20 protein-coding genes and 1 pseudogene are annotated in these 23,059 nt (G+C 58.7%); 8 read left to right on the top strand and 13 right to left on the bottom strand.

Annotated elements, in window-relative coordinates:
- Nucleotides 1–99: 99 nt before the first annotated feature.
- On the bottom strand, nt 100–1,053 hold the full coding sequence (locus HGP16_RS18445; protein WP_168841474.1) for an aldo/keto reductase: 954 nt from the start codon (nt 1,051–1,053) through the stop codon (nt 100–102).
- Between the two features lie 173 nt (nt 1,054–1,226).
- Here HGP16_RS18445 and HGP16_RS18440 point away from each other — a divergent pair, with 173 nt between their 5' ends.
- Nucleotides 1,227–2,126 carry an AraC family transcriptional regulator gene (locus HGP16_RS18440; RefSeq protein WP_168841634.1) on the top strand — a complete coding sequence of 300 codons (900 nt, stop codon included), beginning with the start codon at nt 1,227–1,229 and terminating at the stop codon, nt 2,124–2,126.
- 95 nt (nt 2,127–2,221) lie between these two features.
- Here the strand turns inward: HGP16_RS18440 and HGP16_RS18435 are convergent, their stop codons facing one another.
- The gene (locus HGP16_RS18435) at nt 2,222–3,121 is read right to left on the bottom strand and encodes a GGDEF domain-containing protein (RefSeq protein WP_246705553.1); all 900 of its coding nucleotides are present in this window, start codon (nt 3,119–3,121) and stop codon (nt 2,222–2,224) included.
- 312 nt (nt 3,122–3,433) lie between these two features.
- On the opposite strand from HGP16_RS18435, the gene HGP16_RS18430 reads away from it, so the two are divergent.
- From HGP16_RS18430 to HGP16_RS18410, 5 genes are all read left to right on the top strand, one after another.
- The gene (locus HGP16_RS18430) at nt 3,434–4,045 is read left to right on the top strand and encodes a glutathione S-transferase family protein (RefSeq protein WP_168841472.1); all 612 of its coding nucleotides are present in this window, start codon (nt 3,434–3,436) and stop codon (nt 4,043–4,045) included.
- 59 nt (nt 4,046–4,104) lie between these two features.
- On the top strand, nt 4,105–6,171 hold the full coding sequence (locus HGP16_RS18425; protein ID WP_168841471.1) for a pyridoxamine 5'-phosphate oxidase family protein: 2,067 nt from the start codon (nt 4,105–4,107) through the stop codon (nt 6,169–6,171).
- Nucleotides 6,172–6,286: 115 nt separating this feature from the next.
- Nucleotides 6,287–6,751: a DUF1348 family protein gene (locus tag HGP16_RS18420; protein WP_168841470.1), complete on the top strand. Its 465-nt coding sequence runs from the start codon at nt 6,287–6,289 to the stop codon at nt 6,749–6,751.
- Between the two features lie 30 nt (nt 6,752–6,781).
- Nucleotides 6,782–7,090, top strand: a complete 309-nt coding sequence (locus HGP16_RS18415; RefSeq protein ID WP_246705552.1) for a hypothetical protein — start codon at nt 6,782–6,784, stop codon at nt 7,088–7,090.
- 148 nt (nt 7,091–7,238) lie between these two features.
- Nucleotides 7,239–8,129 carry a LysR family transcriptional regulator gene (locus tag HGP16_RS18410; RefSeq protein ID WP_168841469.1) on the top strand — a complete coding sequence of 297 codons (891 nt, stop codon included), beginning with the start codon at nt 7,239–7,241 and terminating at the stop codon, nt 8,127–8,129.
- A 660-nt stretch (nt 8,130–8,789) separates the two neighbouring features.
- Here the strand turns inward: HGP16_RS18410 and HGP16_RS18405 are convergent.
- Genes HGP16_RS18405 through HGP16_RS18395 form a run of 3 tightly spaced genes read right to left on the bottom strand, consistent with a single transcriptional unit; the run spans nt 8,790 to nt 10,740 of the window.
- On the bottom strand, nt 8,790–9,059 hold the full coding sequence (locus HGP16_RS18405) for a hypothetical protein (protein WP_168841468.1): 270 nt from the start codon (nt 9,057–9,059) through the stop codon (nt 8,790–8,792).
- Between the two features lie 53 nt (nt 9,060–9,112).
- Nucleotides 9,113–9,889 (bottom strand): molybdopterin-binding protein, encoded by a 777-nt coding sequence (locus HGP16_RS18400; RefSeq protein ID WP_168841467.1) that lies wholly within the window; start codon nt 9,887–9,889, stop codon nt 9,113–9,115.
- Nucleotides 9,886–10,740, bottom strand: a complete 855-nt coding sequence (locus HGP16_RS18395; protein ID WP_168841466.1) for a cytochrome b/b6 domain-containing protein — start codon at nt 10,738–10,740, stop codon at nt 9,886–9,888. Before HGP16_RS18395 ends, HGP16_RS18400 begins: the two co-directional genes overlap by 4 nt.
- A 258-nt stretch (nt 10,741–10,998) precedes the next feature.
- On the opposite strand from HGP16_RS18395, the pseudogene HGP16_RS34690 reads away from it, so the two are divergent.
- Nucleotides 10,999–11,679: pseudogene (locus HGP16_RS34690) on the top strand (DUF1223 domain-containing protein).
- Between the two features lie 444 nt (nt 11,680–12,123).
- On the opposite strand, the gene HGP16_RS18385 reads toward HGP16_RS34690, so the two are convergent.
- From HGP16_RS18385 to HGP16_RS18350, 8 genes are all read right to left on the bottom strand, one after another.
- Nucleotides 12,124–13,176: a sn-glycerol-3-phosphate import ATP-binding protein UgpC gene (locus HGP16_RS18385; protein WP_168841465.1), complete on the bottom strand. Its 1,053-nt coding sequence runs from the start codon at nt 13,174–13,176 to the stop codon at nt 12,124–12,126.
- Complete coding sequence (gene ugpE, locus HGP16_RS18380; protein WP_168841464.1) at nt 13,176–14,024, bottom strand: sn-glycerol-3-phosphate ABC transporter permease UgpE; 849 nt, start codon at nt 14,022–14,024, stop codon at nt 13,176–13,178. The genes HGP16_RS18385 and ugpE overlap by 1 nt, the downstream gene beginning before the upstream one ends.
- A 9-nt stretch (nt 14,025–14,033) precedes the next feature.
- Nucleotides 14,034–14,915: a sn-glycerol-3-phosphate ABC transporter permease UgpA gene (ugpA, locus tag HGP16_RS18375; RefSeq protein ID WP_168841463.1), complete on the bottom strand. Its 882-nt coding sequence runs from the start codon at nt 14,913–14,915 to the stop codon at nt 14,034–14,036.
- A 67-nt stretch (nt 14,916–14,982) separates the two neighbouring features.
- Nucleotides 14,983–16,293: a sn-glycerol-3-phosphate ABC transporter substrate-binding protein UgpB gene (ugpB, locus tag HGP16_RS18370; protein WP_168841462.1), complete on the bottom strand. Its 1,311-nt coding sequence runs from the start codon at nt 16,291–16,293 to the stop codon at nt 14,983–14,985.
- Between the two features lie 157 nt (nt 16,294–16,450).
- Nucleotides 16,451–17,251, bottom strand: a complete 801-nt coding sequence (locus tag HGP16_RS18365; protein ID WP_168841461.1) for an inositol monophosphatase family protein — start codon at nt 17,249–17,251, stop codon at nt 16,451–16,453.
- 35 nt (nt 17,252–17,286) lie between these two features.
- Complete coding sequence (locus tag HGP16_RS18360) at nt 17,287–18,351, bottom strand: ABC transporter ATP-binding protein (RefSeq protein WP_168841460.1); 1,065 nt, start codon at nt 18,349–18,351, stop codon at nt 17,287–17,289.
- Nucleotides 18,348–20,585 (bottom strand): ABC transporter permease, encoded by a 2,238-nt coding sequence (locus tag HGP16_RS18355; RefSeq protein ID WP_168841459.1) that lies wholly within the window; start codon nt 20,583–20,585, stop codon nt 18,348–18,350. Before HGP16_RS18355 ends, HGP16_RS18360 begins: the two co-directional genes overlap by 4 nt.
- Nucleotides 20,586–20,673: 88 nt before the next feature.
- Nucleotides 20,674–21,702: an ABC transporter substrate-binding protein gene (locus HGP16_RS18350; protein ID WP_168841458.1), complete on the bottom strand. Its 1,029-nt coding sequence runs from the start codon at nt 21,700–21,702 to the stop codon at nt 20,674–20,676.
- Nucleotides 21,703–21,885: 183 nt separating this feature from the next.
- Between HGP16_RS18350 and HGP16_RS18345 the strand changes: the two genes are divergently transcribed.
- Nucleotides 21,886–22,887 (top strand): LacI family DNA-binding transcriptional regulator, encoded by a 1,002-nt coding sequence (locus tag HGP16_RS18345; protein WP_168841457.1) that lies wholly within the window; start codon nt 21,886–21,888, stop codon nt 22,885–22,887.
- The last annotated feature ends 172 nt before the right edge of the window (nt 22,888–23,059 follow it).

Below are 23,059 nucleotides of genomic sequence, written 5' to 3'. Positions count from 1 at the left end.
TTTGAACGCGGCAGCTCTTTGCGCCAGAGGCAGATGCGAGATGATCGCCGACCGTGTTGGTCGGAACGGCGGTCATCTTGGGAACGCGGCGCTTCAGACTTACATCTCCTTTTCCCACCAGCCGCGGGTATTCACATCAGCGGCCTCAGCAAGCATTTCCAGCTCTGCGATGTCGTCACCGGCAAGAGTGATGCTGCCGGACCGGACCAAACCATCGACGTGATGAGGCTTGGTGACACCGATGATCGGTATTGTGCCCTTGGCGATGGCCCACGCCGTCGCGACATCGGGAGCTGCCGCACCTTGGCTGTGGCCGACTGAGGCGAGCTTGTCCGTCAGCGCCTTTAGCTGAGGCAGCATGGCATTATAAGTCTCTGCCCGGCTGCTTCCTTGCGGCAGCGGGGTCTCCGAGCTGTACTTGCCGGTCAGGGCACCCTGTTCAAGCACCATATAGGCGAAGAATGGGATGCAGTGGCTGCGGGAGTAGTCCAGGATGCCAGCTTGCTCAGAGCTTCGATAGAGGAGACTGTAGTGGTTCTGGATAGCCTCGACCCGGAACCCGGCTTCTCCGAGGATCTGGTTGGCGAGCTCGATTTCGCCCAGATTGTGATTCGAGACGCCGACATGTTTGACCTTCCCACTCTTCAGCAACGGGATCAAGTGCGGCGTCCACCGCGCCACGTCGGCTGGATTGTGAATCCAGTAGAGGTCGATGTAGTCGGTGCCGAGGCGGGCCAAGCTCTGCTCCAGCATGTCCGACACTGGATTATCGCTGGTCCCCGCGGCCTGCGGGGTGAATTTAGTGGAGAGCTGATATTCATTGCGCGCGAAGCGCTTCAGTACCTGCCCGAGTACGGTCTCTGAACGGCCCATACCATATACCACAGCGGTATCCCACAAAGTGAAGTTGGCTGCATGCGCCTTGTCGGCGACCTCCTCCAGGCCAGCCTTGCTCAGAGGGCTGCCGAAGTAGCCGTCGCCGGTCTCGCCGCTGTCGCCCCAGGCCCAGGTTCCCAGTGCGACCGTGGGAATCTTCAGATTATTAGTTGTCATGTTTGCTCCATATTTGTTGCGCGGCTGGTTTGCTGTGACCTAGTCGCCGCTGACACTATGACGCGCGCCGCCGCCGAGCGGTTAGCCTGATGCGCGAGGATTGCTGCCTAATCCTCCAGAAACTCCACGGGTTCACCTTGCCGCCCTCCTGCTCGCATGTGATGGTCCGGTTCATGGAAAAACTGAACGAAATCGCGGCCGTCATTGCCCGACACGTCTCGAAGGATGGCTTCCAGGCCACCCCTTTCGAGCGTGTAACGCTTGTTCGATCCTCCACGGTGACGATGCCGATGCCGAATGTTTACCGGCCGCAACTGTGCCTCGTCGCACAGGGGCGCAAGGAGGTCACGCTGGGCGACCGCGTCTTCAGATACGCACCAGGGCGGTATGGGGTCGTGACCTACGATCTGCCGGCGATAGGCCATGTGGTCGAGGCGACGCCCGATAAGCCCTATCTCTGCCTGTATCTCGATTTCGATCCGGTCATGCTAGGGGAATTGGCGTTGCGCGTGTCGCCGCCGCAGGGTGCGCCGTCTCCGCCGATAGGCAAGACGGTGTCCGACGCCGGCGCCGGTCTGCTCGACGCGTCCCTACGCCTGTTGCGCCTGCTCGACGATCCGGCGGCGCTGCCCGTGCTCGGGCCGCTTGCCGAACAAGAAATCCTTTATCATCTGCTCGCCGGTCCGGACTGCGCCAGGATGCGCCACATCACCTCCGGCCAGGGTCGGGTGGCTCAGGTCGGCCGTGCCATCGCCTGGATCGGGAAGAACTTCCGGGAACGGTTCCGCATCGAGCGGCTTGCTGCGGAAGTAGGCATGAGTGCGTCGAGCCTGCACGAGCATTTTCGCGCCGTGACGGCGATGACGCCGCTGCAATTCCAGAAGCAACTGAGGTTGCAGGACGCGCGCAGCCTGATGCTGGTCCAGGGCATCGACGTCAGGACTGCCGCTTTCCGCGTGGGTTACGAAAGCCCGACGCAGTTCAGTCGCGAATATCGCCGCCACTTTGGGGAATCGCCGGCGCGCGACATAGCCCGCTTGCGCGCTTCGCCGAGCTTGGCGGTGGTCGCTTGAGTTCAGCTTACAGAAGCCGGCGCATTAATGTTTAGGTCCAATATTCAGAGGGCCAACGAGAACGCATTCGAAAGGGTGCGCTTGCGCTATCCCTCTCACGCGGCCGGCAGCACGCTGATCGGGAAACCATCGCTTTCGTCGTCGTTCTCGAAGGCCATTTGGTCGGCGAGCTGGCGGAGGTGGGTGAAGTCGGCCGGGCCGTCGAAGGAGATGCCGCCGAGGCGGATGGCGAAGGAAAGCGGCGCGCCGTCGGCGCTGAAGGTAGCCGCGGAGACGCCCGCGCGGATGCGGGTGCCGATGTCGTGAGCGTTTTCGATCGTGGCGCCAGGAAGGAAGATACCGAGTTCGTTGGTCGCGAGCCGTGCCACGAGATCGCCACGACGAACCGAGGACTGGATGATCGAGGCAAGCGATTGCATCACCGTGTCGGCCCATTGCAGCCCGTAGCGGCGGCCGATGTCGTCGAGCGTATCGACGATGACGGCGATGACGATGCCGCCGGCATCGGCGGCGGAATGCTTGCGCCGGTCGACAAAGTGCTCGACGGCCGCGGCAAAGGCCGTACCGTTCAGCGTCTTCGTCACGCTGTCGTAGCGCGCCGCCTGGGTGGCGTTTTCCTGCATGTTGCGGACGACGCCGTTTTTGAGCTGCAAGGCGAAAAGCAGCGGAAAGGTTACAAATGCGGAAATAAGTGCTGCACCGACAAATCCGACCAAAAATGGTCGATCCGGCATCAATAAATTTAACACAAGTACAAGACCGACGGAACCGACCACGGCGCACAGCGCGCCGAGCGTGGCCCTCCACAGGACTTTGACAATGGTGGCGGAGGGATGTCGCCGTTGTAGAATCATATCGGAGTTATCCCCATTCTGTAATTCAGTATAGGCTAAACAGAGGCCTGACAAAACCGGCTTAAGAAATTCTGTAAAATTTATTGCTTTGCACCGTTGTTTCCACGAACGAACTGCCTTCGGATGATTACCCGGAACCATTGTTCGCGCTTGGTGCCTGGTTTGCGACAGAACCCCAGCGCTTGATCTTGATCCATGGTCCTGGGTCTTTTCATCTTCAGCGTGTAAATGCGCATGGGGTCACACTTGAGGCATGGCTTGGCTTAGAATCCACCCGGAGAATATTGGTCAGTGTTCCACATCTTGACCCGTCACTCCGCGCGTTTTTCGGAATTATTGCGTCAACTGCAATTATGAACTGCCAAACGCGACCGTTCTCATTGGCGGCTACCTGTCGCACTTTCGGCATGCGGATCGGGAATGGACCCGGCCAGAAGAGTTAGGGAGCGCACCATGAAACTTTATCATCACCCTTTGTCGGGTCACTCGCATCGGGCACGTTTGTTCGTCTCGCTGCTTGGCCTGCCCCACGAGCTGGTCGAGGTCGACCTGAAGTCCGGCGCGCATAAGACGCCCGAATTTCTCAAGCTGAACCCATTCGGTCAGGTGCCGGTGTTGGAGGATGGCGACGTTGTGATCGTCGATTCCAATGCCATCCTTGTCTATCTCGCAAAGAAAGCGGCTCGGACGGATTGGCTACCCGAAGACGCGAAGGGCTCTGCCGCTGTCCAGCGTTGGCTGTCGGTTGCCGCCGGTGAAGTGGCCTATGGTCCGGCAGCGGCGCGGTTAATCACCGTCTTCGGCGCCAAATATAATCCAGAAGAGGTTATCGGCCGCGCCCATGCGCTGCTGCGCAAACTCGAAAGCCAGCTTACTGTGCACAACTGGCTCGTCGGCGACGCGCCGACGATCGCGGACGTTGCGATCTACAGCTATGTGGCCCGTGCGCCGGAAGGCAATGTCGACCTTTCCACCTACCCTGCCGTCGACGCGTTCCTTCGTCGTATCGAGGCGCTGGCGGGCTTCGTCCCCTTCGCTCACACGCCGGTCGGCCTTGCGGCTTGAGGCCGGGATAAGGGCGCGCGGCATGCGTGCGCCCGATCTTCATTTTCGGGAGACAGGACATGAACGAGCCCTTGAAGACCCTGCCGGTCTGGCACGAAGGCGAGACCTATATTCAGCAGAAGGTCGGCGTCGCCGAACGCATGGCGACCGTCGGCCAGCGTGTCATCCGCGATTTCATGCCAGACCAGCATCGCGACTTCTACGCCCAGCTGCCGTTCATCGTGCTAGGCAGCGTCGACAGCCGTGGTGACGCGTGGGCAACCTTCCTTGAAGGGCGCCCCGGTTTCATGTCCTCTCCATCGTCAACCGCCTTGAATATCGCGGTCACAAGAGATCCAACCGACCCCGCAAGCGAGGGTTTAGCCGAAGGCCGGCCAATCGGCCTGCTTGGCATGGAGATGCACACAAGGCGGCGCAACCGAATGAACGGCTTCGTCTCCGATTCACCCGACGGCTTCCGTGTGGATGTCGACCAGAGCTTTGGAAACTGCCCTCGTTACATTCAGCTGCGGGATTTCGAATTCGTTCGAGATCCGGGCGGAGATTTTTCCGGCACCGTCGAAGACCTGCCCGACCTCGATGGTGCCGCACGCGCCATGATCACGGATGCGGATGCGTTTTTCGTCGCCTCCTATGCCGATCGCGAGGATCGACGCCAGGTCGACGTGTCGCATCGCGGCGGCAAGGCCGGTTTCGTTCGCATTGCGGGCGACGGGACACTGACAATCCCGGACTTCGACGGAAACCTCTTTTTCGCAACGCTCGGCAACATCCTGTTGAACGGCAAGGCCGGGCTTGTCTTCGTCGATTATTCCAGCGGCGACATGCTCCAGATGGCCGGTGACGCCGAGCTTATTCTCGATTCACCGGAGATTGCGGCCTTTCAGGGCGCCGAACGACTGTGGACGTTCAAGGCACGCCGGATCATCCGCCGGCGGAACGCGTTGGCACTGCGCTGGTCCTTCCGGGAGGACGGCTGGTCCGCCAATTCGTTGATGACCGGCGATTGGGCGCAGGCGGCCAATCGGCTGCGCGCCGCGGAACTCGCCACCCGATGGCGCGCCCTGACCGTGACCAGGATTGTGGAAGAAAGCGCCTCCATCCGTTCGTTTCACCTTCAGCCAAGCGATGGGGCGGGTTTGCTGCCGCATGTTGCCGGCCAGCATCTGCCGATCCGCATCAGCGTTCCAGGCATCGACAAGCCTATCATCCGAACCTATACGCTGTCGGTGGCACCCTCGGACGGCGTTTACCGCATCAGTGTCAAGCGCGACGGCGCGGTATCACAGCACCTCCACGATCATATCCGCGTCGGCGACACGATCGAGGCACGCTCGCCGGCCGGCAGTTTTATCATCGACGCCCGCGCTACCCGTCCGGCAGTATTGCTTGCCGGCGGGGTCGGGATAACGCCCCTGCTTGCCATGTTGCGCCACGTTGTCTACGAGGGCCTGCGCAAGCAGCGCATTCGCCCGATCATTCTTTTTCACGCGGCGCGTTCCAGACAGGAGCGCCCGTTCGACCGGGAAATCTCCGAGCTCATCAGCGCCGCGCGAGGCGCGGTGAGGCTGATCCGGGTCTTGAGCGATGCCAATGGCGCTGAAGAAAGCGTTGACTATGACGCCATCGGGCGCATCGACATGCCGCTCCTGTCCCGCCACCTGCCGTTCAACGATTATGATTTCTACCTGTGCGGGCCGCCACAGTTCACCCAATCACTCTACGATGGCTTGCGCGGCTATAATATTGCCGATGGCCGCATTCATGCGGAGGCTTTCGGCCCGTCATCGCTGAAGCGAACGTTCGACGCCGGGGCGAGCCCATCCACCCGTCGACCGCCATCTACAAAGCCGGTGCCGGTCGCCTTCATGGGATCGCTGAAGGAAGCCCGGTGGACACCTGAGGCCGGTACGCTGCTTGAGTTGGCGGAAGCGCGCGGCCTCAGCCCCGAATTCAGTTGCCGGGAAGGCAGTTGCGGCACATGCCGCACCAAGCTCACCAAGGGTACGGTGACCTACATCAAAGAGCCGACGGCGGCGATTGGCGAAGGCGAAGTGCTGCTGTGCTGCTCGGTGCCCGCCGAGCAGGAGAGCGATGAGGAAAACCAGATCCAGCTCGAACTCTGACGCTTCCCATTGATGCTGGAAGGCATCCAGAGCCAGATCGGCTCCGTGCCGATCATCTTCCGCCTGGTGTCGGCCACGCCGCCCTATCCATTTCCAATCTATAAGGAACCGAACCATGTCTCGTCCGCCACTTCCCCCTTTCAATGAACAGAGCGCCATCGAAAAGGTCCGTCTTGCCGAAGATGGCTGGAACAGCCGCGATGCCGCCAACGTGGCGCTCGCCTATACACTCGACACACGCTGGCGCAACCGCGTCGAATTCGCGACCAATCGTGCCGAGGCTGAAGCTTTCCTGAGGCGCAAATGGAACCGCGAGCTCGATTATCGGCTGATCAAGGAGATTTGGGCTTTCCAGGGCAACCGCATAGCCGTTCGCTACGCCTACGAATATCACGACGGCAGCGGTCAGTGGTTTCGTGCCTATGGCAACGAGAACTGGGAATTCGCGGAGGACGGGCTGATGCGGGCGCGGCATGCCAGCATCAACGAACACCCGATCACGGAGGCGGAGCGCAGGTTCCGCTGGCCGCTCGGCCGCCGGCCTGACGATCACCAGTGTTTGAGCGACTTCGGCTTCTAAAGCCAGGTCCGCATCTGGGAGGTCGCCACCATGGCAGGTTTCAAGCTCGATGCTCGGGCGCGGCTGTCGATCGAGCTCGCGCTTACTGCCGGACGCGGGGATCCAATTTTTGCCCGACAGCAGGAAATGGACGCAAAGGCGCTCGGCATGACGGGGGCCGAAGTCGATATGGCCCGCAAGGGCTCGAGCTTCGATTTCCAGCTTTCCAAGGCAATAGCCGTGGCTCTCAAGCCAGACGCCGAGCACCGCGAGCGCGCCTTGAAAGCCGGTATCGGCACGCGAGCCTGTGCCGACATCGAAAGACTGGCAGCGTCCTACATCAGCCGATCTCTGTTGTGATCCGTATAGGCCATCGTCAATCTTTCATGACATCGCCAGCCATGTCATTGGTATAAATCTCGAAACGGTCTTGCTCGATCTCTTTCGGGATTGATAGATTTCTGGGCGACGGTCACGTTGAGCAACACGAGCAATCTTTGAGGGGCGAATGGATCGATGGCAGGCAATGCGGATTTTCGCGAGGGTTGCGGAGACCGGAAGTTTTGCGGATACCGCGCGGCACATGCATATGAGTGCACCGGCTGTCACCCGCGCCGTCGCAGCGCTTGAAGATCTGATTGGCGCCCGCCTTTTCGTTCGCACGACGCGCTCCGTCAAGATGACGGAGGCAGGCACACGGTATTTCGAGGATTGCCGCCGAATATTGGCGGATATCGCCGAAGCGGAGGCCGCTGCGGGAGGCTCCTATGCCACTCCGACTGGTACGCTGGCCATCACGGCTTCAGCATTGTTCGGGCAGATGTACGTGCTGCCTATCGTGACCGAATTCCTGAACACCTTCCCGACCATGCATGCAAGGACGCTGTTTATCGATCGCCCGGTCAACATCGTCGAAGAAGGCGTCGACGTGGCCGTTCGTATCGGCCACCTACGGGATTCCGGTTTCTCCGCCATAAAGGTCGGGACCGTTCGACATGTCATCTGCGGGTCCCCGAGCTATTTCGAGAACCATGGCGTTCCGACCACACCGGCCGACCTCAAGAACCATCGCATTGCCGCGTCCACAAGCGCCTGGGCATCGCCCGAATGGCGTTTTGCAAACGAACAGCGGGTGACGATCGACCCCCTTCTACAATGCAACACCAACGACGCCGTGATCACGGCCGCCCGGGTAGGCTGGGGACTGACCCGAGTCCTGCATTACCAAATCGGTCCAGCCCTGCTTGCGGGGGAGCTGCAGATCGTCCTCAGCGACTATGAAGAGCCGCCGATGCCCATTCACATCCTTCACCCGGAAGGGCGACACGCGCCCGCCAAGGTTCGGGCTTTCGTGGACATGGCAGCGGCGCGCCTTCGGGAAAACCGGCTGTTGAACTAGAGCCGGATGATTTTAGGTCTGTTCGACCTAAAATCTGAATCCGCTCTAGAATCAAAGAAGTAGAGCGTGATGTCGTCCAAAAAACGCCTACACTTTTACGCATCACGCTCTAAACTACCGCTGCATCCTTTCGCTGGGCTCGTGAGAGATCCCGCCGTTTGGGACGCCGATCTCCAATGACAGCTGCTCAAGCCACCAGGTCGTGATGCTCTCTAATTATTTCGTACGCCGTAATTATCACTTCCACATTGCGCAGATTATCGTTTTCCTGTGAAAGGACATATTCGTCTCCAAGGCAGCCGCGGTCGGTGCCTCAAACCCAATGGCGGGTTGAAGGCCGATACTCTTACCGCCGAGGCGCAAAACGGATCTGCGTTCGGTAATCCGCCGCACGCGTGCGCAACGGGGTGCCGCCGAGGTACGCCGCTACGTCCGAGCTTTGCACCGAGGTATCGCAAATCTGGCGGAAGGCAAAGGTCCTTCAGGATATGAACGCGATGCGAACATCACTGCGTCTTTTATCCGCTTCGCGAGGACACCCAGCATGATCGCGGCGAATTCTATAAACAAATTGATCTCATGCAGCGCTTGGCTGGTCGACTAAACAAATGATCTTTGATGGTGGCGACCGGACGTTGACCGGTCGCCATGGTTGGCTTCTTACATCTTGCCGATGCTCTTCATGGCTTTGTCCATGTGCATCTTGCAATCGTCCATTTTTTTAGCTTTCATCGCATCCTTGGCCATCATCATTTCCTTAGATGCCATCGCCTTCTTTTCCTTCATCATTGGCCCGGTCATAGCATCCACGTCGCTCTGCGCCTTCTTCATGGAAGCGTCATCGCACTTCATCACCATCGCGTTCGCCGCATAGACCGGCAATGTGAAGGCTGTCATCAGTAAAGCAGTCGCCATCGCAAGCTTGAGCATATTCTCCTCCTCTTGATGGGCCTAATTGCCCGTAGTCAGACGTTTCCGAGCGGTTAGATCCCCGCGTACCACTCATAGCCGCGGTCCTCCCAGAAACCGCCCTTGCCACCCCAAAGGCTGGCGAAGCTGTCTTTGACTTCAATGCGCGTGAGATATTTTGCGTGTTTGTAGCCAAGATGGCGTTCAACCCTCAGCCTCAGTGGCGCGCCATGTGCCACTTCCAGATCATTGCCGTTGAGCTGATAAGCAAGGATTGTCTGCGGATGAAAGGCATCGATTAGATCGATGCTCTCGTAGTAGGTGCCGCTGCCGTCGATCGTTTGTTCGAGCTCGTCGGCGCAGTAAAACACCGCATAGCGAGCTCCCGGCCTCATACCGGCACTCTGTAGGAGAAACCCGAGCGGCACGCCCCTCCATTTCCCTATCGCGCTCCAGCCTTCCACACAGTCATGCCGCGTAATTTGCGTCCGCGATGGCAACTTTCTTAGATCCGCTAACGAGAGCTCAAGCGGGTGCTGGACCAAACCGTCAATCTTCAACCGCCAGTCCGCAAAGCCGGTCGCCATCATCCGGGCATAGTCTTCGCTGTCCGGCTGACTGGTACCGTTCGGCCTGAAGGTCGGCGAGATGTCCGCTTCCGAGAACTCGCGAGCCAGCTTGTCGCTCGGAACCAAAATTCGCTGGCTTTTCATCGTCAGTTTTTCCGCCATCGCCAGGACATTTTGAATCTTGGCGTTCTGGACGATGTCGTCGCAGCCGGTAAGGCCGATTGCATCCAGCCCAGCCGCTGATCCGATCAACAGGTGGCGTCGCGTGATGGAGAACGTCATTCGCCACCCCCTTTATTCTCGATCCTGTAACGGCCGGTGATCATCGAGCGCATGTTGTTCCAAAGACCGGAAAGGATGACCATTGTGACATGCACCACAACGAAGAAGACGATCGACCAGGCGCAGATGAAATGGATGGAGCGCGCCGACTGCCGGCCAGCAAAGAAATCAAGCAGAGAGGGAAAGCCGGCATCCATGCCGGGTGACATGGTCAGCCCGGTTGCAAGCATAAGCGGCAGCAGAATGAAGACAACGATGAGATAAGCGAGCTTCTGAAGAACATTGTAATGGCGCGCCTTTTCTCCTTTCGGGAAGCGTAGGCGTGCGTGGTCGGCGATCTCTTCTTTAAGATGAGAGGGCGAGAGCTCGTCAGCGCGCGGCGCGAGATCGCGCCGGAAATGACCGCTCAGGACACCGTAAAGCATATAGATCGATCCGTTGATCACGAAGAGCCAGGCAAAGAACAGATGCCATCGACGGCCGGTCGCGAGATCCTGATAGCTCGGGATGGTCGCCCAGGAAGGAAAGCCCCGCTCGGTCACATCGCCGCCGACCCGCGAAACGCCGAGAACACCTGTTGTCGCAACAGACAGGTTTCCAACGCGTAAGACGCCACGCGTGCTATCTCCGTCCTGGACAGTCCCGATCGAAAACCAGGATGGATCGGCATCGGCGCCGTACTGGCCCCAGTAGAGCGATGGATGAGCGTTGAATATCTGGAGACCGCTCATTAGCAACAGGCTGAGGCAAAGAAGATTAAGCCAATGCGTGATGCGCGTCAGCACCGAATGACGGTTAACGAAGATCGTCGTGGGACCTCTCGTCGGCGACGCTTGTTTCCAGATGGTCAACGGTCGCCATGGCGCTCCTCCAGAGCTGGCTACGGTACGGTCCTATCGGGCAATAAGGATGCTAAAGTACTCTCATTACAGGCATTGCGAAATAATCTTTTGTAGACGGCGCTACATCGCCTCGCAGCTGGAGAGATCTCGCCTAAGAATAGCTGCCCGGCGGTCACGAAGCCGTGACCATGTAATAAGCGACCATCTCATTGCGACATAGATGATGGAACCACTGGGAGAGAAGCGATAAGGCCGATAGCGAAGTTAATGGTCGCCGGAACGGTCGCGTATGTCATGGTGGGCGTTTTTCATTCGGCACCGAGCGACATGCGTCCCCTCACGGTTGTTGAACTCTTCACAAGCTGGGGATGTTCGTCCTGCCCGCCCGCGAACGCCAATTTGTTAAAGCTCAGAAAGCGCGACGATGTCCTCGCGTTGAGCTTCTCAGTCACATACTGGGATTATCTCGGCTGGAAGGACATATTCCGAAAACAGGAATTTGCGGATACACAGATTGCATACGAGGCGCCGTTGCATCAGTCATGGCCCTTCACACCACAGATGTTTATCAACGGCACAACGACTGTGGTTGGGAACAATCTCGTCAAACTGGCCCAACTTCTGTCAACCGTTTCCCACCTGACGGGGCCGTCCATCACCCTTGGCTAAAGCCGCGCGGAGATAGGGCGCGGCGATGGCCGAGGAATGGCGGCGGATGTCTGGTTGATCCAGTACGACCCAAACATCGTCAACGTACCAATTGCGCGAGTCGAAAACGCCGGCGGCACTTTGGCCCAAATCAACGTCGTCCCCGCATTGAAACGCATCGGGCAATGGGACGGAAGTCCTGCGACATTCGGTTTCTCGAAGGCGTCGCATGCCCTTCACTCGGCAATTCTCGTTCAACAGCCACGAGGTGGTTCTGTGCTGGCAGCCGCCACGGACTGAGCCTCGCTGGCAAAATCCTCGTCTTGAGATGATCCGTCGCGATGCCCATTTCCCGCTGGTTTCCGTGTCTGATCCCATCGACCAACTCAAGATACTCATAATGCCGCTCAGCTTTTTAGCAGCTGCGTTGGGGCATTGCCTTAAAGCGGAGCTACCGCTTTACCCATTTCTCGTCCGATGGCTCAGGGCCAAAGATAGTTATACGTTGGGCCGCTGACGAGAAGTCCGGCGAGCATAGGGGAGCATAAGCGGTCGTCACGTCGCGCTGCATCTAACTTACGGAAAGGCGAGCGTTCACGTTTCGCTTTATCGATGGCGCGATCTCTGTCGTCCGGATTTTAGGCGACCCTTCCAGGTTCCGTATAGAACTGGGATTGCACCAAGGATTCCAATCGCAGCGAACCCAATGCCCTTGAACAAGCTGCCAGGATAGGAGGCCGATCATCAATCCCGGTCTAGCCTGTTTCCCTCGCCGTCAAAGAAATGCAGGTTTTCGGCAGAAGCAGCTACGGCAAGCTCGGAATCTATCACTATCCGGGAGCGACCGGGAACACGAAAGACAATGGTCTGTTCATCGTGCAAGATGCCGTAGACGTAACTTTCAGCACCGACCAACTCTACCGCCTGGACACGAGCACGGACGATGAGGGCTGCGTCATTTATGTCCTCGGCAAGATAAAGATCCTCGGGCCGAATTCCAATTGTCGCGTCGCCAGCATTCTGGCTCATGGCTGGTGCGAGGACGGCGCCGCTTTTTTCTGTGATCCTGAGCAGGTTCATTGAAGGCGACCCGATGAAGGTCGCAACAAATGTCGTGGCAGGGCATTCGTAGAGCTCAATCGGCGTGCCGACCTGTTCGATCCGCCCGCCATTCAATACGACCAGGCGGTCGGCAAGTGTCATGGCCTCCATCTGGTCATGAGTGACATAGACGCTGGTGGTTCCCAACGAGCGTTGCAACCGTTTAATCTCGACGCGCATTTGCACTCGTAGCTTGGCATCGAGATTGGAAAGCGGCTCGTCGAACAGGAACGCCGCCGGTTCGCGCACAATGGCGCGCCCCATCGCTACACGTTGTCGCTGACCACCGGAGAGTTGACGTGGTTTGCGCTCGAGGAAGGGTTCGATCTCGAGCGATCGTGCCGCTGACTGAATGCGCTTGTCTATCTCGGCTGCTGGGAAATTCCGGTTCTTCAGGCCATATGCCAAATTTTGGCGCACGGTCATATGAGGATAGAGCGCGTAGTTCTGGAAGACCATGGCGATGTCGCGCTCTGAGGGTTCAAGGCGGTTGACGATGCGATCGCCTATATTAATTTCGCCGGAGGAGATAGCTTCGAGGCCCGCGATCATACGTAAGAGCGTGGACTTGCCACAGCCGGAAGGTCCGACCAGTACGACAAGTTCGCCGTCGGCGATATCGAGCGACACGCCTTTGATTACATCGACATTGCCGCCATAGGTTTTGCGAACGTCTCTAAGGGTGATCCCAGCCATTATTTCTCCGTCTCTACAAGACCTTTGACGAACCAGCGCTGCATCAGCACCACCACGAGGATGGGCGGGATGATCGCAAGGATCGCCGTCACCATTACGAAATTCCAGGGTGTCGCCGCGTCGGCGAAATCCACCATCTTTCTGAGCCCGATGATGATCGTCGACATCTTCGCGTCATTGGTGACAAGAAGTGGCCACAAATATTGCGTCCAGCCATAGATGAAGAGGATTACGAACAGGGCGGCGATATTGGTCTTCGACAGCGGCAGCAGGATATCGCGCATGAAGCGGAAGGGGCCGGCATTGTCGATGCGGGCGGCTTCCAGCAGTTCACCCGGCACCGTCAGGAAGAATTGCCGGAACAGGAAGGTCGCTGTTGCCGATGCCATTAGCGGCAGAGTGAGGCCGGCATAGGTATCGATCATTCCAAGATCGACGATCACCTTGTAGGTCGGCAGGATACGTACCTCCACCGGCAACATCAACGTGACGAAGATCATCCAGAAGAACACCATCCGCAGCGGAAAGCGAAAGAAGACGATGGCGAATGCCGAAAGGAAGGAGATCGTGATCTTGCCGGCAGCGATCACGACCGCCACGACAAACGTGTTCCACAGCATGCGCGGCAGGCTGACACCGACCACGCGCTCGACGCCACCGGTGAGTGCCTCACCATAATTCTCAGCGAAATGACCGCCGGGCAACAGCGAGATTGGGGGCCGCAAAATCTCGGCGGACGTCATCGTCGAGGCAACGAAGGTGTAGTAGATCGGGAAGGCGACAATGACGATGCCAAGGATCAGCATGAGATGGCCGATCAGATTGGCGATGGGACGTTTTTCGATCATCGGCTCGCCTCACGCATAGTGCACGCGCTTTTCGACGAAGCGGAATTGAAATGCCGTCAGCGCTATGACGATCACCATGAGGATGACCGACTGGGCCGCTGAGGAGCCGAGGTTGAGGTTGACGAAACCGTCATTGTAGACCTTGTAGACGAGGGTCTCCGTCGCCTTTGCCGGGCCGCCACCGGTCACGGCATGGATGATGCCGAAGGTGTCGAAGAAGGCATAAACCGTGTTGACCACCAGGAGGAAGAAAGTCGTCGGCGCGAGCAGCGGGAAGACAATGGTCCAGAAACGCCGATTGCCGCGAGCGCCGTCAATGGAGGCGGCTTCCAAGAGCGATTTGGGGATCGCCTGCAGGCCAGCCACGAAGAACAGGAAATTGTAGCTGATCTGCTTCCAGGCCGCGGCGACGACGACCAGCACCGTGGCCTGGTTGCCGTTCAAAAGCGGGTCCCAGGCAAAGCCGTTACGGCGCAGGATATAGGCGAAGGTGCCCATGGCCGGGTTGAACATGAAGAGCCAAAGCATGCCGGCGACGGCGGGCGCAACCGCATAGGGCCAGATCAGGAGCGTGCGATAAAGTGTCTGGCCGCGCACCACCTTATCGGCGGCGGTGGCAAGCGCGAGCGCGAGGACCATCGACAGCAGTGCCGTAGCAATGCTGAAAATTACCGTCACCTGCAGGGAATGCAGGTAAGTCTCGTCGGACAAAACGGCGCGGAAATTCGCAAGCCCCACGAAGCCGCTCTTCAGCCCGAAGGGGTCTTCGCGCTGCATCGATTGATAAAGCGCTTGGCTTGCCGGCCAGAAAAAGAAGACGACCGTCAGAACGATCTGCGGCGCGACGAGGAAATAGGGAAGGAGCTTGTTCGGAAAGACGACGCGCTGCACGGCGATCTCCTATGATGGGGAAACTGCCCGCAGCCGTGACGGCCGCGGGCCAAACCGCATCAGCGCATCAATTGCCGATGGCCTGTTGGATGGCGGCATTGCCACGCTCAACGGCCTTGTCGAGTGCCGTCTTGGCATCCTCCTTGCCGGCCAACATCGCTTCGAACTCCTCATTCATGATGTCGCGCACCTGCGGCAGGTTGACAAGGCGCACGCCCTTGGAATTGGCCGTGGGCGCCTTGCCGAGCATTTGCAGGATCGGCGTTTCGCGACCAGGATTCTTGTCATAGAAACCGGATTTCTTGGTTTCCTCATAGGCGGCCGTCGTCACCGGCAGATAGCCGGACACCTGATGCAGGCGCGCCTGGATCTTGGTCTGCGACAGAAAATGGAAGAACTCCGCGATACCCTTATATTCGGTATCGCTCTTGCCAGCGAAAACCCAAAGGCTGGCGCCGCCGGGAATAGTGTTTTGCGGTCGGCCTTCACCTTCGTAATAAGGAAGTTGGCCAATGCCGTAATCCATGCCGCTCTTGATGATGTCGCCGAGGCCGCCGGATGATTCCGTCAGGATACCGCATTCTCCAGACGTGAAGAGCTGCTTTGCCTCGGAGGTGCGACCGCCATAGCGGAAGGTGCCGTCCTTGGCGAGATCGGCGATCGCTTGGAAATGCTGGACAAACAGCGGCGCATTGAAAGCCAGTTTGACGTCGATGCCGCCGAGGCCGTTTTCGTTGGAGCCATAGCTGACATTATTCCAGGCGGCGAAATTTTCGGTCTGGATCCAGGTGAGCCAGGTGGAAGTGAAGCCGCAGGCCGAAGCGCCGCTCGACTTGATCTTCTTTGCGGCTTCGAAGACTTCAGGCCAGGTTTTCGGCGAGCTTTCGGGATCGAGACCGGCCTTCTTGAAGGTCGCCTTGTTGTAATAGAGGATCGGCGAAGACGAATTATACGGGAAGGACAGCATTGTGCCATCCGGCTTCGAATAATAGGAAACAATGCCCGACAAATATTGTGATTTGTCGAAGGTGTAGCCTCCCTTCTTCAGCACGTCGGCCGCTGGCATGATGGCGCCTTCAGCGCCCATCATTACGCCGCTGCCGGCATCGAAGACCTGCAGGATGGCTGGCGCTTGTTTGGCACGGAACGCGGCGATGCCGGCATTGAGTGCCTCAGGATACGTGCCCTTAAACACCGGAACGATCTTGTAATCCTTCTGGCTCGCATTGAATTCCGTGGCCAGTTGCTCGACGACTTCGTTATTGGCGCCCGACATGGCGTGCCACCATTGCAGCTCGGTTGCTGCAAGCGCGTGCGATGTTCCACCGAATGAAATTGCAGCCACCACAAGGCAGCTCGAAGCGAAAAAATTAGGCATTATTCCTCCCATTTTAATCCTCTTGCGAAACGGATTGGCCGATCCTCCTCGATCTGCCGGTCCGCTTTACACTATGCATTCGCCGCATCCAGCGATCAAACTTGCAAGCGCGTTTACCTAAACTAATATCTGCTCAACTCTTGTCTACCCGAGAAATTTATAAGCCAGCTATCTTTTTGAGGTCGTCGATTGCACCGGGAGCAGCACCCAGAACCACCGATCCTTTTGTCAGCTGTTCACCGTCTGTCGGAAAGGGATAGTACCAGCCGCCGGCTTCCTTCACGAGGCAATAGCCGGCAAGACAATCCCAAGCATGCATATACGGCTCGTAATAGCCGACCAGCCGGCCGGCGGCGACATAGGCGAGCATCAGAGCTCCTGAGCCGTTGCGGATAAAATTGCCGCCGGCCTCGAGCACTTGCTCGACCATCTTCCCGACAAAGGCCGGCGAGACATGATTGTTGGCGCCGATGCCGGTCACGGCGTTGCGGATATTGCGCGACGGGTCCAGCTTGAGGCTCTTGCCGTTCAGCATAGCGCCTTTGCCGTGGGCGGCGACGTAAAGCTCGTCGTGGCATGGCGCCGAGATGACGCCGATCACGGGAATGGCGCCACACAGTACCGCAATAGAAACGCACCAGTTCGGCATACCGTTGACGAAGGGACTGGTTCCGTCGATCGGATCGATGACCCAGGTGTAGCCGGACGAGCCTGTCTCCAGACCATATTCTTCACCGAGAATGCTGTCGGTGGGATGCGCTTCCTGGATGCGTCCTCGAATGAGATTTTCCACCTCCCGGTCGGCAATCGATACGACGTCGTGCAGATCGCGCTTGGTTTCGATGATCAGGGTCTCGCGGCGCTTGAAATAATCGAGGGCGAGCCTGCCAGCCTCTTGGGCCATCGCCTCGGCAAGCGCGAGGCGTGTTTCGAGATCGGCGAGGGGAGCGGATGTCATGTGAGGTGTCCTTAATCGTCTGATGTTGGGGGCGCTCAGCCGCCGATGATGGCGATGCCACGATCCTTGAAGGCGATCGTAACATCCGTTTTGGCAGGAAGGGCGGAATCGACGGTTGCGTCGATGACGAAGAGCGAGCCGCGAGCGGTCTTGACCTCATATTCGACGTGATCGCCGAGATACGCGGAGTGGGTGATCTGGCCATTGAAGAGGCCGCTGCTCGTCCTTGGCGTCAGGGTGATGGCGTTCGGCCGCACGGCAAGCTGGGCGGGACCGGGATTGAGCGAACGGCCGTTAATCCTGTGGCGGAGTCCGTCGATCGCGATCATGGCGCTATCGCCGTCGGCTTCGATGACATCGCATGGCATGACATTCGCCTCACCCATGAAATCGGCGATGAAGGCTGACGCCGGGGTGTCGTAGAGCTCGCGCGGTGCACCCTGCTGTGCGATGCCGCCATCCTTCATGACGATGATGCGGTCGGACACGGCAAGCGCCTCGTCCTGGTCGTGGGTAACGTAGACGGCGGTAAAGCCGAGCCGCTGCTGCAATTCGCGAATATCTGTCCGGACGCGCCGGCGCAGCCGCGCATCGAGATTGGAAAGCGGCTCGTCAAGAAGCAGCACCTGCGGTTCGAGGACGAGAGCCCGCGCGACGGCGACGCGCTGCTGTTGGCCGCCCGAGAGTTCGGCTGGAAGACGCGCACCCATGCCTGCAAGGCCGACAAGGCCGAGAGCTTCTTCTGCTTTATCTCGTGCCTCCTTCCGCTTCATACCTGACGACTCAAGTCCATAGGCGACATTGTCGAGCGCCGTCATGTGCGGAAACAGGGCATAGCTTTGAAAGACCATGGAGACGTCGCGCTCGTTGGCTGGAAGCATGGTGACGTCCTTACCGCCGATCAGGATGCGGCCGGAGGACGGATGTTCAAGCCCCGCCAGCATCCGAAGTGTCGTCGTTTTGCCGCAGCCGGAAGGGCCGAGCAGCGTCACGAGCGTGCCGGGTTCAATGGTCAGCGACAGGTCGGGAATGGCGGTAAAGGCGCCGAAGGCCTTTCGGACATTCTCGAAGACGACGGAACCGGTAGCCTTCGGGTTCATGCAGTTTTCTCCTGGGCAAGGGCTGCGGACGCGGTCGGTAAGGAAGTGATCGCGACACGATTTACGCGTCTCAGCCGTCTTTCTCCAACGAGCAGCTGGAAGCCGGCGATGACGATGATCATGACGACGATGAGCGCGGAGGAATAGGCAATCGCGACGCCGTACTCGCCGTTCTCGACCAAGCCGACGATATAGGCGGTGGACATATTGTATTGGGCGCTGACGAGAAAGATGACGGCACTGATCGAAGTGATGGCTCGCACGAAGGAGTAGACGAGTGCTGCCGTAATCGCCGGCCGCAAAAGCGGCAGGATTACTTTGCGGATCGTTCGCAGGCTGTCGGCCCGCAGCGTCAGCGAGGCCTCGTCGAGGCTCCTATCGAGCTGGCTCATGGCCGCAACGCCGCCGCGTACGCCGACCGGCATGTTGCGGAATACGAAACAGGCGACCAGGATCAGCGCGGTACCGGTCATCTCTAGCGGCGGCAGGTTAAAGGCCATGATGTAGCTAATGCCGATGACGGTGCCAGGAATCGCAAAGCTCATCATCAGCGCGAATTCGAACAGGCCGCGGCCGAGGAATTTCTGCCGCACGACCAGGTAGGCCGTCAGCAGGCCGACCACCGCCGTCAAGGGTGCGGAGATCAGGGCGATCTCCATCGTCGTCCAGAAAGAGTTCCAGGCGACGCCGCTCCAGGCAAGACTGCCATCGTCTCGCAGACCAATCGAGAAGGCCTTGATGTAGTGTTCGACCGTTAGCGTGTTGTCGAGGCCCCAGGTGCGCACGAAACCTCCGAAGAAGATCATGACATAGACGACGACGGTAAAGATCATCCAGGGAATGACGAGCGCATGGACCGCGATTGAAAGGCCGCGGGGTAGGGCGGCGTGAACGCCGGAATCGCCTTTGCCCGTGACGGTCGCAAAGCTCTTGTTCTGCAGCCAGAGACGCTGCGCAAGGAAGGCGCTCAGCGTGAAGACCAGCAGGATCATGGCAAGGACGGCCGCACGCGACGGGTCGTTCTGGGCGCCGACGACGCTGAAGAAAATCTCCGTCGACAGAACGCCGTGGCTGCCGCCAAGGACCATCGGATTGCCGAAATCCGCCATGCTCTCGATGAAGCCGATCAGGAAGGCATTTGCCAGGCCCGGCTTCATCAGCGGCAGGGAGACCCGCCAGAATGTGCGCCAGCGATTGGCGCGCAGTGTTTGCGACGCCTCTTCCATTGACGGGCTGACACCCTCTACGACGCCGATCAGCACGAGAAAGGATATCGGCGTGAAGGAGAGAACCTGAGCGATCCAGATACCCGTCAAGCCATAGAGCCAGCGGCTCGGTTCTGTTCCAAGCAGTGAAGCAGCCGCATGCGTGACGACGCCCGCTCGACCGAACAGCAAGGTCAACGCCAGACCGACCACAAAAGGCGGCGTGATGATCGGCAGGATTGTCAGCAGCCTCAGTCCCTTCTTGAAGGGAAAGCGGGTACGAGTGGCGACCAGGGCAAAGCAGAGCCCAAGCAGCGTCGACCCGCCTGCCGTCAGAATGGCAAGCCAGAGTGTGCGCCAGGCGACGCCGCAACGGTCGCCGCCAATAATGCAGCCAAGGCTCCAGATCGACGGATCCTGGATGTTCGTTGTAAAGCCACTGGGATCGAACGATCCGTCGAAGGATTGGAACGCGCCCACGAACATGCTGCCGACGGGATAGAAGACGAAGATCGCGACCAGCACAACGAGCATTGTGATGGCGCTGACGACGAAGGCGTCGCCCTTCATAGCCCCGCGTTCGGCAAGGCCGAAGGAAAAGAGAAGAACATAGACGATGCCGAGGACAATGGCGCCAGCGCCCATGGCCGGCTGTCCGTCCGGCAAAGCACCGAATAGGGTTTGGCAGATCGACCAGCTCCAGCCAGATGCCGTAATCGCGAGCCCTTGTAGCGATATAAAAGCAAAGCCCACCGCGCCGACGAGCGCCATGAGCGCACCACGCGGCATCGGATCGGAGACGAAGCGCGCGATGCCGCCGAGCACGAAAAGCCCGACGGCAATCGCGAGCCACCATCGGCCGTGACTGGCAATCTGCAGGATTCCAGGCGCTGTGGAGGGGTCGCCTGGAAAGCTGCCCAGCCAGCCAAGGCCGAAGAAGCCACCCTCGATGCGATACCATGGGAGTAGTATCAGGGCAGCGGTGCCGAAGATCAGCGCGACATCCAGCCGGCGTTTGCTATTGGTCATGGTCGGATTCGCATTCCATTCAGCAAAATCGGAAGTTCAGCAGGCCGGATGCATAAGAGCCGGCCTGCAAGGCAATCGACAGAGGCGATCAGTTGGCCTTGGCGCCGATTTCCTTGTCCCATCGCGCAAGCAGAGCCTTGCGAACGGTTGGATCGCCATATTTCTTGAAGTCGTAATTAATCAATTTGATCTCTTCGAACTTCGGCGCTTCCTTCGGAACGTCGGCCGACTTGTTGGAGGGAAGCTGATAGGATTTGGCGTCCTTCATGTGCGATTGCGCATCGGCGCTTAGGGCCCAATCATACCATTTCTTGGCATTATCGAGGTTTCTCGCGCCCTTGATAATGGACATGGAGCCGATTTCGTAGCCGGTGCCCTCGCAAGGTGCGACCGCCTTGATCGGGAAACCTTCAACCGTCTGAGCAACGGCGTCATGCATGAAGACGATACCGATCGTCGATTCCCCACGCGCGGCTGCTTTCACCGGCGCGGAACCGGATTTGGTATACTGTGAGATATTCGCATTGAGCTTCGAAAGATAATCGAAGGCCTTGTCCTCACCCATGATCTGCACCAGTGTGGCAAGTGTATTGTAGGACGTCCCCGACGAGTTTGGATTGGCAATCTGGATTTCGCCCTTATAGGAGGGGTCGAGCAGATCGGCCCAGCACTTCGGCTCTTTCAGGCCTTTTTTCTTCAGAATATCGGTGTTGTACCCCCAGCCAAGGGCTCCCGCGTAGACGCCGACCGTTCGGAAATTGGCGCTTTCGGCCTGCTTCTTTGCCCAATCCTGAAGCTGGTCCAAGAGCGCTGATTTATATTCGAGCGTCAGGCCCTCGGCCGCGGCCTGCAAGTGCGGATCGCCGGTTCCCGCCCACCAGATGTCCGTTTTCGGATTGCGCGCTTCGGCGCGGATCTTCGCATAGGTTTCGCCTGCGGAAAGCCGAACCATGTTGACCTTGATGTCGCTCTGCTTCTCGAACAGGCCCTTCATCAGATCGCAGACTTCAGGATCGGCAGAGCAGATCACGTTGAGATCACCTGCAGCATGCGCCGACCAGGCAATAAGAGATATTCCCGCGGCAAGGGTTGCCGCAGCCATGTTGAACAATCGCATGATGTCCTCCTCCTGTACGGCGCCTCCACGCCGAGCGCTTTTTGCAAGCGTGTGCAAATGCTGCATTGCTTAGCCCACCCTGTCAACAGGGATTGTCACAAAAGTTTCACATTGCCGACATAACGGGCCGTTGCACGCGATTGCAAACTATGATCAAGTTCTATAGCGAATGGGAGAGGCGCGGTGTCGCAACGAGATTTTGTCAGCGCTGACGAAGTGGCGCAGCGCGCAGGTGTTTCGCGCTCGGCGGTTTCCCGTGCCTTCACACCGGGGGCAAGCGTCTCCGAAGCCACTAGGCAAAAGGTGCTGCAGGCAGCGGAAGAGCTGGGATACCAGGTCAATCACCTTGCTCGGGGATTGATGCGTAACGAAAGCGGCATCGTCTGCCTCATCGTTTCCGATGTCGCGACACCTTATCGTTCCGCTCTTCTGCGTGAACTGACGCTACACCTGCAGCTTGCCGGGAAGGTGGCGATGCTGATCAATACCGATCGCTCCGACGGCAGTGTCAACAAGGCCCTGCAGCAGGCGATCCGCTACCGCGCCGATGCCTCCGTGATCTTATCGGGGTTGCCGGACAAATCGATCACGCAGCTCTGTCTGCGCAGCGGGCAGCGCCTCGTGCTGATCAATCGCGATGAAGACCAATCAGGGCCGCTGCATATCAATCTCGATGATCGGGAGGCCGCCGCACGCGTCGTAACGGCGTTTGTGCGGGCCGGCTGTACGCGACTTGCTTTTGCGAATTCCGAGGCCGGTACGCCGAGCCTCATGGCAAGGGAGCAGGGCTTCATCGCCGCAGCTCGCGAGCAGGGTCTTGATGTCGTGGTCGAAAGGCATGGCTGGACCGGATATGAGGCCGGCCAGATCGTGGCGCAGCGCCTTCTGACGCGCAAGGAGCGGCCTGATGCGGTCTTCTGCGCGACCGATCTGCTAGCCTGCGGCTTCATGGACGCCGCTCGCCACCAGTTTTCGCTGTCCATCCCGCAACAGCTGTGTGTCGTGGGTTTCGATGATATCGAACAGGCATCCTGGTCTTCTTATCGGCTGACCACTTTTTCGCAACCGGTCACGGTCATTGCACGTGAGGCCGTGACTTGGTTGTCGGAAAGCGGCATTGCCGAGGGAAGGTCGCTGACATTGCAAGCGGACCTGGTCTGGCGTGAGACGATAAGAGGCGGGTAAAGGATCATTTCCCTTGTTTATAAACAGGGAAATTTTATTTGTGACAGTTTTATGACAATCTGGTCTTGCGAAAGGCGAGAAGGCAAAGAACATAGTCGGCTAATAAAAGGTTAGTTGATCGAGATGCTGATGTTCGGCGTTTATCCGGGCATCACAGACATACGGAGGACCG

The sequence above is a fragment of the Rhizobium sp. P40RR-XXII genome, from assembly GCF_012641405.1.
Taxonomy (GTDB): Bacteria; Pseudomonadota; Alphaproteobacteria; order Rhizobiales; family Rhizobiaceae; genus Rhizobium.
The sequence above is the reverse complement of the archived record's forward strand: the minus strand, read 5'-3'. Positions and strand labels throughout refer to the sequence as shown.

Excerpts from the sequence above, each read along its gene's own strand:
- HGP16_RS18425 (WP_168841471.1), top strand. The coding sequence starts at position 4,105 with ATGAACGAGCCCTTGAAGACCCTGCCGGTCTGGCACGAAGGCGAGACC.
- HGP16_RS18360 (WP_168841460.1), bottom strand. The coding sequence starts at position 18,351 with ATGAACCCGAAGGCTACCGGTTCCGTCGTCTTCGAGAATGTCCGAAAG.
- HGP16_RS18355 (WP_168841459.1), bottom strand. The coding sequence starts at position 20,585 with ATGACCAATAGCAAACGCCGGCTGGATGTCGCGCTGATCTTCGGCACC.
- ugpE (WP_168841464.1), bottom strand. The coding sequence starts at position 14,024 with ATGATCGAAAAACGTCCCATCGCCAATCTGATCGGCCATCTCATGCTG.
- HGP16_RS18420 (WP_168841470.1), top strand. The coding sequence starts at position 6,287 with ATGTCTCGTCCGCCACTTCCCCCTTTCAATGAACAGAGCGCCATCGAA.
- HGP16_RS18435 (WP_246705553.1), bottom strand. The coding sequence starts at position 3,121 with ATGGTTCCGGGTAATCATCCGAAGGCAGTTCGTTCGTGGAAACAACGG.
- HGP16_RS18405 (WP_168841468.1), bottom strand. The coding sequence starts at position 9,059 with ATGCTCAAGCTTGCGATGGCGACTGCTTTACTGATGACAGCCTTCACA.
- HGP16_RS18365 (WP_168841461.1), bottom strand. The coding sequence starts at position 17,251 with ATGACATCCGCTCCCCTCGCCGATCTCGAAACACGCCTCGCGCTTGCC.
- HGP16_RS18445 (WP_168841474.1), bottom strand. The coding sequence starts at position 1,053 with ATGACAACTAATAATCTGAAGATTCCCACGGTCGCACTGGGAACCTGG.
- HGP16_RS18415 (WP_246705552.1), top strand. The coding sequence starts at position 6,782 with ATGGCAGGTTTCAAGCTCGATGCTCGGGCGCGGCTGTCGATCGAGCTC.
- ugpB (WP_168841462.1), bottom strand. The coding sequence starts at position 16,293 with ATGCCTAATTTTTTCGCTTCGAGCTGCCTTGTGGTGGCTGCAATTTCA.
- HGP16_RS18440 (WP_168841634.1), top strand. The coding sequence starts at position 1,227 with ATGGAAAAACTGAACGAAATCGCGGCCGTCATTGCCCGACACGTCTCG.
- HGP16_RS18430 (WP_168841472.1), top strand. The coding sequence starts at position 3,434 with ATGAAACTTTATCATCACCCTTTGTCGGGTCACTCGCATCGGGCACGT.
- HGP16_RS18400 (WP_168841467.1), bottom strand. The coding sequence starts at position 9,889 with ATGACGTTCTCCATCACGCGACGCCACCTGTTGATCGGATCAGCGGCT.
- HGP16_RS18385 (WP_168841465.1), bottom strand. The coding sequence starts at position 13,176 with ATGGCTGGGATCACCCTTAGAGACGTTCGCAAAACCTATGGCGGCAAT.
- HGP16_RS18410 (WP_168841469.1), top strand. The coding sequence starts at position 7,239 with ATGGATCGATGGCAGGCAATGCGGATTTTCGCGAGGGTTGCGGAGACC.
- HGP16_RS18350 (WP_168841458.1), bottom strand. The coding sequence starts at position 21,702 with ATGCGATTGTTCAACATGGCTGCGGCAACCCTTGCCGCGGGAATATCT.